Below are 12342 nucleotides of genomic sequence, written 5' to 3'. Positions count from 1 at the left end.
TCAGGATTAAAATATTAGCCAAATGCGAAATTTAATTATAGTTATAGCTTTTTTATATCTGACGGGTTGTTCAAGGAACGAACGATCTATTGTGGAGCCCAGGTATACAACCCTGGAGTTTAAAACATTTTCGACCGATGCGTTGCAATTAAAGGTACTTTCAAATGAAACCCTTTTGACAGATTCACTGTTTGCGCCGGATGGAACAAAAAGCGTTAATGTGGAATATTATGATCCGGCACACCGTATTCAGCTGGTAGATGCATTTTCTAATCGGACCTGGTTTGACACAGTGATCAATTACAGATCAGGTTTTGTCAACTCCATTACATTTTATCAACCAGCATCAGAAGCCAACTTTGTGCTGATCGGTCCGCCGGTAAATGAATCATTACCACCCGACGGCTATGGAAAAGTATCCATCCGTTACACACACGCAGCACTTCCTGACTTGTTGAAGGTAGTAGTATTGAACAATACGGATGGGAGGGCTTACGTGGCGACTGATAGTTTTGACCTGAAAAAAGATGAGTTTTCCCGTTATTTTCTCGCCTATAACGCTTCCACCAGAAAAGTACAATTGAAATTCTACAGCACAGATGGCAAAAGAAAAACGATGGCGTATGCGGAGGTGGCGAATTTTTCGGATATAAAAACGACTGATTTTAATATTTACCTGTTTCGAAAGCAAGGGTTGGGTACGGGAGATTCTCTCCGCATCCTTGGTGAAAAACTGTATTAATTTCTAAAATAAATAAGATGAGATTTTATTATACAATATTTATAGGGTTACTATTATCTGTTAGTGGATATAGCCAAACGGTTACGGAATTGGTGATGCCGAAATTTACACAGGGGAGCAATGCTGGTACCACTGCGCGCGTGCCATTTATCTGCCGTCTTAAGATCGATGGTCTTCAAATTAATAAAACATACCGTTATTTCGCCCGGTTCATTGACGCCAACTCCTCAGCGACTGCTACCGGTGAAGGTAATTTTATTGCTATAAAACCAGCAACAGGCGAGTTTAAGCGCTTTACCAGCCCCAATGTCGCTATAGCTACGCAATGTGGAGATTTTACAACTGATGCTGCCGGAACATATATCGGCTGGTTTGCGTGTGATGCGGGTACCAGTGCTACATTTACGCCCGGTAATAACCTTTTTATAAGACTGTCTCTAAATAACGGGGCCAATGGCCTTACTGTTACTACCAGGCTTAATACCACCAGTCCCATTAATGTGATCGATTTTGGCACAACAGGTACTGATGGTACTGCCCTGCGCAGTACACCGGCAGCCGGTGGGAGCGCCAAAAATTTCATACTGCTGTATGACGATGTGGCTGCCACCAGACCGGTGACGGCTACTGTAACAGAAAGTGATGGTCTGTCGATTACAAGTGCAGGGTATGCGTCATTTTATGTGTCTGATGTAGAAAACATCGATAAGGTGTGGGGTACCATTATTCCCAATAATCTGACGCAGGGTATTCAAAAAATTGTGCAAGTTGGTTTAGATGGTGTTGATGTAGCTGGCAGAACGTCTTCAAATGGCCAGTGGCCGGCGTCAGGCGGAGGTACTGTAAGTACCATTTCAACGAATGGCGGGGTAAGCAATGTAATTGTGCTGGATGGCAATGTGGTAACACTTGCCCCCGGTGCACCTGTTAAATTAAACCAACAGATCACTTTTAATAACCCGCTGATTTCAACCTATGGGGATAACGATTTTGATGCGGCTGCCACCGCCAGTTCCGGCCTTACCGTTGCATATGCCAGCAGCAATCCCAGTGTGGCTACCATTGTGAATGGCCATTTTATACATATTGTGGGAGCAGGTACTGCCGATATCACTGCCAGTCAATCCGGAGATGACAACTATGGAGCCGCAGCAGATGTAATAAAACAGTTAACTGTTAATAAGGCCGATTTAACCATTACCGCGGTTGATAAGTTCTGGAGACAAGGAACAGCTATGCCGCTGCTTACCGTGACCTATGGCGGGTTTAAAAATAATGATGATGAGAACAGCCTTAACCCGAAACCACAGCTCACCACTACGGCTACAGCTTCTTCTCCGGTTGGTCCTTATGATATTAACGTAAACGGAGCCGGTTCTCCCAATTATAACTTTATCTATATAAAGGGAAAGCTTTCGGTTATCGGTAATAAACAATCCCAGACAATTACTTTTAATGCATTGCCAACCAAAACGTATGGCGATGCTGATTTCAATCCGGGTGCAACAGCCAGTTCCACATTTGCAGTTTATTATACAAGCAGTGATCTTACTGTAGCCACCATTGTCAATAATACTATACACATAGTTGGCCCGGGTACAACCACCATAACGGCAAAACAGGATGGTGATCAATCAACGTTTGATCCTGCTTCTGATGTTATCCAGACATTAAATGTGCGCAAAGCGCCTTTGCAAATCACTGCTGTGGATAAAACCCGTTTAATTGGGCAGCCCAATCCCGCTTTAACTATATCGTATGCGGGATTTGTAAAGAACGAAAGCAGCCAGGATCTGTTAATACCGCCTACAATAAGTACAAGCGCCGATATTGGTTCTCCCGCGGGGAATTATGTTATAACGGTGAAAGATGCCACTTCAAATAACTACGATATCACCTTTGTGAACGGAACATTGTTCATTTTATCACTGCCTCCTCAACAGATCACATTCCAGAGCTTACCGGTAATGAAATATGGAGATGCTGATTTTAAACCGGCCGCAAGTGCCAGTTCGGGATTGACAGTTAGTTATACAAGCAGCAATCCGGCTGTGGCTACTGTTATCGGGGATTCAATACATATAACAGGCGCAGGTACTACCGTGATCACGGCCGCCCAGGCAGGTGATCTTCAAAGTGCTCCTGCTACTCCGGTCGACCGTACGTTAACCGTACTAAAGGGTGTCCTGAACATCAGGCCCGATAATAAGTCAAAAAATGAGGGCGCTGAGAACCCTGCTTTCACCATTATGTATACCGGATTTGCAAAGAATGAAGATGCCAGCGCGCTTACTACTTTGCCTACAGTGACCACGATGGCCACTACTTTGTCCGTAGCCGGATCTTACCCGCTTATAGCGCAAGGCGCCACCTCGAACAATTATACCATACAGTATCAGAATGGCGTACTCACCATTTTGCCAGCCCAGGGAGATGTACAGGATAATGTAAATGCGTATACCAGCGCACCTGGCCTGTTGCAGGTAAATGTATATTCAGTAAACGATGTGAAATCTGCTATTCAACTCTTTGATGTGAATGGTACCAGGCTGGTAAATACGGCGGTTTCATTAAGGAAAGGGTTTAACACCTTCCGGGTGGCTGTTGGCAATATAGCCTCAGGTATTTACAACCTTCGGGTGGCTGGGAGTGGATTAATGCTGAAAACTAAAGTTGTGATCCATTAACGGAAGGAAAGCCCTCATTTACAAAACTCAACAAAAAATATTAGATGAAACGTTATATATTCCGGTTTGTGCCTGCGTATCTTTTACTTACAAGTGCTGTACAATTGAAGGCGCAGGAAGGTGCCAGTAGTACGATCAATATTACTACTACAGCTGTTCCTTTTTTGCGTGTTTCACCTGATGCACGTAGTGGGGGGATGGGTGATGCAGGTATAGCCCTGAGCCCCGACGCAAACAGTGTGTTTTATAACCAGGCTAAAATACCATTCGCCAAAAATAAAACTGCCATTGGCGCTACTTACACGCCCTGGCTAAAAGAAATAGCCGATAATATGTACCTGGCCACCCTGGCAGGTTTTCACCAGCTCGATGAATTGCAGGCCGTATCGGCATCTTTGCGATATTTTAATGCCGGCGATATTCCCATTATGGATTATAATGGGAACAAATTGCAAACCGCATCTCCTCGTGAAGTGGCATTTGATCTGGGTTATTCCCGTAAGCTAAGTGAAAAGACAGGCATGGGGGCTGCAGTACGTTACATTTCCTCCAAACTGGCCACCGGCAACATCAATGGCACAAGTTATAAAGCTGGCCATACCGTGGCTGCAGACGTAAGCTTTTTTTATAACGGGGTAGATGATAACGGGAAAGGGTGGACCGCCGGTGTTTCGCTCAGTAACCTGGGTGGCAAAATAGGCTATACAGAGAATGCTGATAATAAAGACTTTTTACCCGCTAACTTAAGCGTGGGGGGTAGTTATACCGAAGCATGGGATGAAGATAACAAAGTGACTTTTGCCCTGCAGGCAGATAAATTATTAGTGCCAAAAGTTCCTGAATCACCAGAAGATATGCCTGCTTACCGGAGCAAAAGTTCGGTAAGCGGCTGGTTCAACTCATTTGATAACGACGCCATGCAATTTGGCTTTGGTGCTGAGTATGCCTTTAAAGAGCAGCTGTATCTCCGCCTTGGCTATAATAGCAAATCATATTCATACGGTAACTGGCAGTACGTTACTGCCGGCGCCGGCATCCGGTTCAATATGGCTACGATTAATTTTTCGTACCTGGTTCCTACCGGAGACAAGGTGAGTAGAAATCCATTGAGCAATACTGTGCGGTTTGGAGTGCTGTTCGAACTGGATAAATAACCGGATGTAATCGATAAGAAGAACCTGATGTGACAAGGATGCGTTTTAATTAATCAATAGCGGCTTTGTACCGGGGAAGTAATTCTCCCTATGAAAACATTTTTCACTTCACGGCAATACCCGTTTCCAGGCCCCCCAATGCCTGGTTTTAACCAGCAATACACTGGAGACTACTGTTAAAGACCTTCTAAGGCCTGGTTAATATTTTACTGTTGGATAGTTACAGCTGTAAATGCAGTTGACTGGAATTGTACATGTGTCCGGCTGGCATGTAACGGGATTGTTGTGTATATACCTGAATAGATAACCGCAATATTAACAAACCAATAACTATAACGGATATGTGTAAACATATGTGTTTTGCAAACTAAATTTACAAAACAATGAATGAGTAACCGAAAATCATCCGTAACCTAAAAATCCCCCCAATTTCGGACAATATAAATCAACAAAGAATTACCTGTTTCATATACGTTTTCTAGTAATTGTTTAAAATCAAATTTAAATTAATCATGAAAAGACTTATCCTGAGCGTTGCAGTTATTGCATTAGCTGCTTCAGCTTGTAAAAAAAATGCTGATAAAAACTTTAATGCCCGCGGCACACAAGCCGGTGCGCTGGCTCTTCCTGAAAAAACTATCCCCAGCATTGTTAGTTCAGACCTCGTTTTGTCAAACGATACCTTGTGGTTGTTGGATGGCAAAGTGTATGTAAACAATGGCGCTACTTTGGTTATTCAGGAAGGTGCACGCGTTGAAGGTATTAAAAAAGCAACTAATGCAGAGTCAAGTGCATTGATAGTAACACGTGGTTCTCAGCTTTTTGCTGTAGGTAACCCTGATCAGCCTATCGTTTTCTCTGCACACGTCGATGCAAACAACCCTTCTCTGGAACCTGGAGACTGGGGTGGCATCGTATTGCTGGGTAAAGCTACTGTAAATAAAACAGAGCCTACTATCGAAGGTATCGATCTGCCTACTATCCCTGCAGGTGTTGACGTACATTACGGTGGTTCCGATGATGCTGACAACTCAGGTAATCTGCAATACGTACGTATTGAGTATGCCGGTGCTGCAATCGCTACTGATAACGAGCTGAACGGTTTAACTTGTGGTGGTGTGGGTTGTGGTACTGTACTGGATTTCATCGAATCTGCGTATGGTGCTGATGATGCATTTGAATTCTTCGGTGGAACAGTAAATGCAAAACACCTGTATGCCCTGGCTCCAAACGATGATGCGTTCGATTTCGATAACGGTTACAGAGGAAGTGTTCAGTTCGCTGTTTCTCAACTGAGAGCAGAACTGAGCTATTCTGCTAATCCTAATGGTATCGAGTGCGATAACGATGCAACTGGTTCAAATGATCAACCTATTACAAAACCGCAGATTTCCAATATGACCGTTATCGGTCTGGAAACTGCTACACAGGCTATTCCTTTATGGAATGCTGCTTATTTCCGCAGAAACAGCAAATTCAATGTGAAGAATTCTATCTTCATGGGTTTCCCTACTGGTTTGAATCATGAGTCAGTTAACACTGATAAAAACTTCAGCCACAATTTGATCACTGCTTTCACTACGGTGGTTACTCCTGCAGGATTCCCAATTGTTACCGGCTGCGGAAATGCTGCAACCGACCTGATCTTCACCAGTGGTTTAAATGCTCCTTTTGCATCTACACCTGATTACAGACCAGCTGCCGGCAGCCAGGCTGTAACAGCTGGAACTGATTTCTCTTGCTTCTCTGGTATCTGCGAGGCTGGCTTCATTCAGTCTGTAAGCTACCGTGGCGCCTTCGATGCTACCAACAACTGGTTAGCAGGTTGGGCTAAATATGACTATTAATAATTAATTCTGCTCTGTTTCCCTTATATGAAACAGGTAATTTTTTATACACCGGGTATCTCTGTTAAAAGAGATGCCCGGTATTTATGATGTTTCCCTAAACCCGCCGATAATTTCTGAAAAATATTCAACCATTAAAAATGATTTATGAAACTGAAATTTATCGTCTTCCTTTCGGTACTTCTTTCAACGGCAGCTTCTTTTGCCCAATCTCTTAGTGAAGTACATTTTCCTCAATATGTTCAGGGCTCAGGTACATTTAATGCAGGTGATGATCGCAAAGTGCCTTTTGTTTGCCGCATGACTGTAAGTGGTTTAATTCCCAATGCCACCTATCGTTATTTTAACCGTTTTGCAAACACGCCTACTACCACTGGTATTGGCGAGGGCACAATTATCTTCGTAAAAGATACCGGGAATTTTGTACGTGTTACATCCGCTACACTGGGACTGGCTGGCCGTTATGGTGAATTTACTACCGACACAACCGGTACCTATACTGGCTGGTTCGCCAATGAGGCAGGTTCCTCTTCAACTTTTACGCCCGGCAAACAGGTCTATTTCCTTTTGGTATTGAATAATGGCGCCGGTGGCATTACTGTAAAACATCGTATCGCGGCGCCCAATCCTGTTAATGTGATCAATTTTGGCAGCGCTTCTGATTCATCCAATGGTACCGGTGTTCGTTGTACCCCATTACGAAATGGCAGCCCAAAACAATTTATTCTGCTTTATGATAACCTATTGGCACAAGGTCGTCCCGTTACTGGAACCTTTGTTGAGAGTGATGGTACCGAAAACACCATAGCCAACGGTTATGCTCCATTTTATGCCGACAGCGTTAATGGCGTAAACAAAGCATGGGGTACTATTATTCCCAACAATTTATCGAACGGCATCCTGCATATAGCCCAACGTTCACTCGATAACAACCTGTACCGTTTGTACCTGTCATTCAACGGAAAATGGCCTTCTTTAGGCTGGTCGCCTGTTGATACGAAAAACACCAGTGGTGGCTTGGATAACGTATTGGTGATCGATGGTAAAAAACTGTTCATTATCAACCTGTGGTTGAATGGTGAAGCTACCAATGAAGATCTGATCACTATGGAATGGAATACGCCTGATGAATCGAACGCCCGTGAATATGTAGTGGAGAAATCAATCGATGGCGGTAATTCATTTGAACCTATCAGTACGCAAAAAACACAGGGCGCCAAACCTTTTTACCGGCTTAGCGATAAACGTTCGGAAACGACTACATTTTATCGGGTAACACTGCTGGGTAAAGATGGCGCTAAAATCACCAGTGATGTACTGGCCGTAAAAGGTGTTATTAAATTGAACGTATATCCTAACCCGGTTCAAAACCAACTGGTAATGCAACACCCGCTGGCTGAAGCCGGTGCTACTGTACAATTGGCAGGCATCGATGGACGTCAGTTGTTCACTCAAAATATTCAAAAAGGTGCTGTGCAAACAACCATAAACGTAAGCAAACTGATCCCTGGCAATTATATGGTAGTATTCAATATGAATGGCGAGCGCCAAAGCAAAACGTTTATTAAGAAGTAATATAGAAATGATAAGCAATATCCTTTACTTAGTAATTGTTTAAACCATTTTGTTTCATTTCATTTTTGCTGTCTGGGTAAACGCAAAAGGGTATTCCACGAGGAGGTGGAATACCCTTTGCTTAGTAATTGTTTAAAACTGATACAAAAATGAATATTTCGGAGTTAACAAAAAAATAAAAATAAAGTAAAGGCGCAGAAAGCTGCAGGTGTAACCCCGCTCTGTAACCGGGAATAAATCTATATGAACGCTAATATGACAATTGGTAAAATAATTGCATTTATATTACTTTCAACGGCATTGCTCCCTGAGCCTGCCTGTACGAAAAAAGACATTCCCTGGCAACCCACTGACTCATTGGGCAAGCTAAATAAATGGGTGTACGACAGTATGCAATTATATTACTACTGGAGCGCCGAAATGCCCGCACACCCTGATTATTCACTTCCTACCCAGGAGTTCTTTAAACGGCTGTTGTCGCCCAAAGACCGCTTCTCCTGGATCAGTAACCGAAGTACTGTAGGCGCGCCCAAAACCTCCGCCGAGATATATGGTTTTAATTATACCCTGGCCACTCATCCGTTTGATGCGCTAAGTCTCGTGGGGGTTATTACCTGTGTGATGCCCGGAAGTAATGCCGATAACCGGAAACTAAAACGCGGGATGCTTTTCAGCGCAGTGAATGACCAGGCCATTACTTCTGCAAATAAACAGGCAATCAAAGAGGCGTTACAAGCACCAGCCGCTATGTTGCAACTGGTAACATTTAACAGCGACCATTCGGCGTTGAATGACTCTGCCCGGATAGGGATTCAAAGTGCTGTCGTTCCGCAAAAAAGTGTACATGCTACTAAAGTATTTGAAAAGAATGGTATAAAGACCGGCTTTCTTGCCTATTACCTTTGTGCCGAAAAAGACGATGCCCTTGTGCTGCTAAGCATGCAAAAACTAAAGACCGAAGGCGTTTCGGAATGTATTATCGATTTACGGTATAATCCAGGCGGCAGTGTGGCTTCCGCTACCAAACTGGCTGCCATGCTTACAACTTCTTTTAACCCGGCCAGTACTTTTATTACCTATAGTGGAAACAGACATGGTGGAACCCAAAGACAGACTTTCCAGCAGGCGATCGCTTTTTCTACCAGTGTAAGTGGTAAAAACATGAGCGATCTGCAGGCACGAAACCTGGGGTTGTCGAGGGTGTTTATTCTTACTTCTCCTGTAACAGCTTCTGCCGCGGAATTATTAACGCATAACCTGGCGCCTTATACAACCGTGATCCGGATTGGTGAAACAACGGTGGGAAAAGACGAGGCCTCTTTTACTATAGATGACCAGCGCAGTCCACGGCAAGTAGCATGGCTTATTGAGCCGATCGTTTATAAAATTGCAGATGGGCTGGGAAATGGGAATTACTCAACGGGACTGGCACCCGATCATGTGGTGGTAGAGACCAGCAAATTGCCTTTAACGCCCATAGGCGAACCGGGCGACCTGCCTGTTGATAAAGCGCTTGACCTGATATATGGAACTAGAGCAGTGAATGTGACAAACCTGTAAGCAGGGTACAAAAAAAAGTGGTCCGCCTACTGGTGGACCACTTCAATAAAATTATATTTCAATTACAGAAACTTCAGCACTTCGGCGCCAATAGCGTCTGTACCTAAAATCTTGTCAGCAGGAGTTTGCGCATCGGCAATATCCCGGGTGCGGAAACCAGCTTTCAATACTTTATCAACGGCACTGATCACTGCTTCTGATTCGGCTTTCATGCCAAATGAAATATCCAGCAACAGGGCAGCTGATAAAATAGACGCCAGCGGGTTTGCAACTCCTTTACCGGTAATGTCATGTGCTGAACCGTGAATGGGTTCGTATACACCAGTACCATCGCCAACAGAGGCAGATGCCAGCATACCCATAGAGCCGGCAATTTGTGATGCCTCATCGGTAAGGATGTCGCCAAACAGGTTGGCAGTTACCACCACATCAAAACGACGGGGATCTTTAATCAGCAGCATAGCAGTTGCATCAACGAACTGATGTTCAACTTCTACATCTGGATATTCTTTTGCTACTTTTTGTACTACTTCACGCCACAAACGGCTTGTTTCAATTACATTGGCTTTGTCAACAGAGCACAGTTTCTTTCTTCTGGTGCGGGCTGCTTCAAAAGCTTTGCGAGCAATGCGCTCTACTTCGTAACGGCTGTATTCTGCTATGTCGTAAGCGGTATCGCCATTGTTCTTTCTGCCTTTCTCGCCAAAATAAATATCACCAGTCAGTTCGCGGAAGAACAGGATATCGGCGCCTTTTAATATTTCAGGTTTAATGCTGGAAGCACCCAACAACTCATCGAATAATTTAATAGGGCGTAAGTTGGCGTACAAACCAAGTTCCTTACGCATTTTCAACAATCCCTGCTCCGGACGTACTTTTGCAGATGGATCGTTGTCGTATTTAGGATGACCTACAGCGCCAAACAACACAGCGTCTGATTTGCGCATTTTCTCCAGCGACTCATCGGGCAGGGGATTACCGGTTGCCTCAATGGCCACATGGCCTATCAGTGCTTCGTCGTATGTAAACGTGTGTCCGAATTTTGCAGCGATCTTATCTAACACTTTTTTACCAACTGCAGTTACTTCCTGTCCAATACCGTCGCCAGGAACGATGAGTATGTGCTTGCTTGCCATGCTTGATTTAATGATTGTTTTACTATAAAAATGAACTTTTGTGGTTTTAAGAACCTGTAACAATGCCTATATAAGGTTGAGCATTTTTTGAGTGGCCTTGATGGCTGATACCGTCTGGTCGCTATCGAGACCACGGGTTTTAAATTCTTTGCCATTAAAACTCCAGGTGATAACGGTTTCGCACAAAGCATCGGTTTTACCGCCGGGTGGAATGCGCACGGCATAATCGGTTAACACAGGTAGTTCCTGTTTCAACTTTTTATATACCTTTTTCAACGCATTCATAAAGGCGTCGTATTGACCATCGCCCTGGGCGTGCTCTTCGTGCATTTCCCCCTGGATAGAGATTTGCAGCGTTGCCGACGGACGAAGGGCTTTTGTATGTGTGAGTACGTAATTTTCAATGCGTACTTTTTCTTCAATGTTTTTACTGTCGATCACATCAGAGATGATGTACGGCAGATCGGCCTGGGTAACCACTTCTTTTTTGTCGCCCAGTTCAATAATACGCTGGGTAACTTTTTTCAGATCGGGTTCACTCAGCTGAATACCCAGTTGAGCCAGGTTGTTTTCAATGTTTGCCTTGCCACTGGTCTTTCCTAAGGCATAGCGCCGTGTACGGCCAAAACGCTCAGGCATCAGGTCGCTGAAGTACAATTTGTTCTTTTTGTCGCCGTCAGCGTGGATACCTGCTGTTTGGGTAAACACATTTTCTCCTACCACCGGTTTGTTAACCGGTATGCGGAAACCCGAAAAGGTTTCTACCAGTTTACTAACCCGGTACAGGGAGGTTTCATCTACCGAGGTTTTTACCTCCGGCATAAAGTCGTTCAATACCGCTATGGCGCTGGCCAGAGGGGCATTACCCGCTCTCTCGCCCATACCATTGATGGTAAGGTGTATGCCATGGGCGCCGGCTCTTACGCCTTCCAGAACATTCGCTGTGCCCAGGTCATAGTCGTTATGTGCATGAAAGTCGAAATGCGTATCGGGATATCGTTGTACAATAGTGGAAATGTATTCGAATGACTCCGGTGGGGTGAGAATGCCCAGGGTATCGGGCAGCATTACACGTTTTACCGGCAGCTTTTGAATGAAATCGAGGTATTGAAACACATATTCTTTCGAATGGCGCATACCATTGCTCCAGTCTTCGAGGTATACATTGACTTCAATTCCTTTTTTTCTGGCCAGTTTTACCACTTCGGTAATCTCTGCAAAGTGCTGCTCAGGTTTTTTCTTTAACTGGTGGGTGAGGTGATTCAGCGAGCCCTTGGTAAGCAGGTTCATTACTTTGGCACCGGCCTGCTGCATCCATTGTATAGATACATCGCCGTCAACAAAGGTGAGCACTTCTACCTGGTTCAAAAAGCCATTGGCTTTTGCCCATTTGGTGATGGCTTTTACCGCTTCAAATTCGCCTTCGCTTACGCGGGCGGAAGCAATTTCTATGCGGTCAACTTTTACCTCTGTTAATAATAGCTGGGCAATCGTTAGCTTTTCAGTGGGGGAGAACGACACACCGCTGGTTTGTTCACCGTCGCGGAGTGTGGTATCCATGATCTCTATGTGTCGCTGGTCACCAGGCATATGAAAATGAGAAATGAGAAATGAAATCTTCATTTCTCATTCTTTATTTTT

General features: G+C 44.3%; 8 protein-coding genes. 6 read left to right on the top strand and 2 right to left on the bottom strand.

Annotation, left to right across the window (positions count from 1 at the left end; translation table 11 throughout):
* Positions 1-22: 22 nt before the first annotated feature.
* The 6 genes from BMX95_RS17960 (at position 23) to BMX95_RS17935 (ending at position 9565) form a co-directional block, all read left to right on the top strand.
* A complete protein-coding gene (locus BMX95_RS17960; protein ID WP_090519505.1) occupies positions 23-742 on the top strand; it encodes a hypothetical protein in 720 nt (239 codons plus the stop codon).
* A 17-nt stretch (positions 743-759) separates the two neighbouring features.
* A complete protein-coding gene (locus tag BMX95_RS17955; protein WP_133053988.1) occupies positions 760-3429 on the top strand; it encodes an MBG domain-containing protein in 2670 nt (889 codons plus the stop codon).
* Positions 3430-3473: 44 nt separating this feature from the next.
* Positions 3474-4583, top strand: a complete 1110-nt coding sequence (gene porV / locus BMX95_RS17950) for a type IX secretion system outer membrane channel protein PorV (RefSeq protein WP_081202661.1) — start codon at positions 3474-3476, stop codon at positions 4581-4583.
* 512 nt (positions 4584-5095) lie between these two features.
* Entirely contained in the window at positions 5096-6430 is a 1335-nt protein-coding gene (locus BMX95_RS17945; RefSeq protein ID WP_090519502.1) for a hypothetical protein, read from the top strand.
* Between the two features lie 147 nt (positions 6431-6577).
* On the top strand, positions 6578-8005 hold the full coding sequence (locus BMX95_RS17940) for a T9SS type A sorting domain-containing protein (RefSeq protein ID WP_081202663.1): 1428 nt from the start codon (positions 6578-6580) through the stop codon (positions 8003-8005).
* A gap of 243 nt (positions 8006-8248) precedes the next feature.
* Complete coding sequence (locus BMX95_RS17935) at positions 8249-9565, top strand: S41 family peptidase (RefSeq protein ID WP_081202664.1); 1317 nt, start codon at positions 8249-8251, stop codon at positions 9563-9565.
* 62 nt (positions 9566-9627) lie between these two features.
* Here BMX95_RS17935 and leuB read toward each other — a convergent pair whose 3' ends face one another.
* Complete coding sequence (gene leuB, locus BMX95_RS17930; RefSeq protein ID WP_081202665.1) at positions 9628-10701, bottom strand: 3-isopropylmalate dehydrogenase; 1074 nt, start codon at positions 10699-10701, stop codon at positions 9628-9630.
* A gap of 66 nt (positions 10702-10767) precedes the next feature.
* Positions 10768-12324 (bottom strand): alpha-isopropylmalate synthase regulatory domain-containing protein, encoded by a 1557-nt coding sequence (locus tag BMX95_RS17925; RefSeq protein ID WP_242673194.1) that lies wholly within the window; start codon positions 12322-12324, stop codon positions 10768-10770.
* Positions 12325-12342 lie beyond the last annotated feature (18 nt).

The sequence above is a fragment of the Niastella yeongjuensis genome, assembly GCF_900110245.1.
In the GTDB taxonomy this organism is placed as follows: Bacteria; Bacteroidota; Bacteroidia; order Chitinophagales; family Chitinophagaceae; genus Niastella; species Niastella yeongjuensis.
The sequence above is the reverse complement of the archived record's forward strand: the minus strand, read 5'-3'. Positions and strand labels throughout refer to the sequence as shown.

What these genes read in the sequence shown, in the direction of transcription:
- BMX95_RS17960 (WP_090519505.1), top strand. Translation starts at nt 23, where the DNA reads ATGCGAAATTTAATTATAGTTATAGCTTTTTTATATCTGACGGGTTGT.
- BMX95_RS17955 (WP_133053988.1), top strand. Translation starts at nt 760, where the DNA reads ATGAGATTTTATTATACAATATTTATAGGGTTACTATTATCTGTTAGT.
- porV (WP_081202661.1), top strand. Translation starts at nt 3,474, where the DNA reads ATGAAACGTTATATATTCCGGTTTGTGCCTGCGTATCTTTTACTTACA.
- BMX95_RS17945 (WP_090519502.1), top strand. Translation starts at nt 5,096, where the DNA reads ATGAAAAGACTTATCCTGAGCGTTGCAGTTATTGCATTAGCTGCTTCA.
- BMX95_RS17940 (WP_081202663.1), top strand. Translation starts at nt 6,578, where the DNA reads ATGAAACTGAAATTTATCGTCTTCCTTTCGGTACTTCTTTCAACGGCA.
- BMX95_RS17935 (WP_081202664.1), top strand. Translation starts at nt 8,249, where the DNA reads ATGAACGCTAATATGACAATTGGTAAAATAATTGCATTTATATTACTT.
- leuB (WP_081202665.1), bottom strand. Translation starts at nt 10,701, where the DNA reads ATGGCAAGCAAGCACATACTCATCGTTCCTGGCGACGGTATTGGACAG.
- BMX95_RS17925 (WP_242673194.1), bottom strand. Translation starts at nt 12,324, where the DNA reads ATGAAGATTTCATTTCTCATTTCTCATTTTCATATGCCTGGTGACCAG.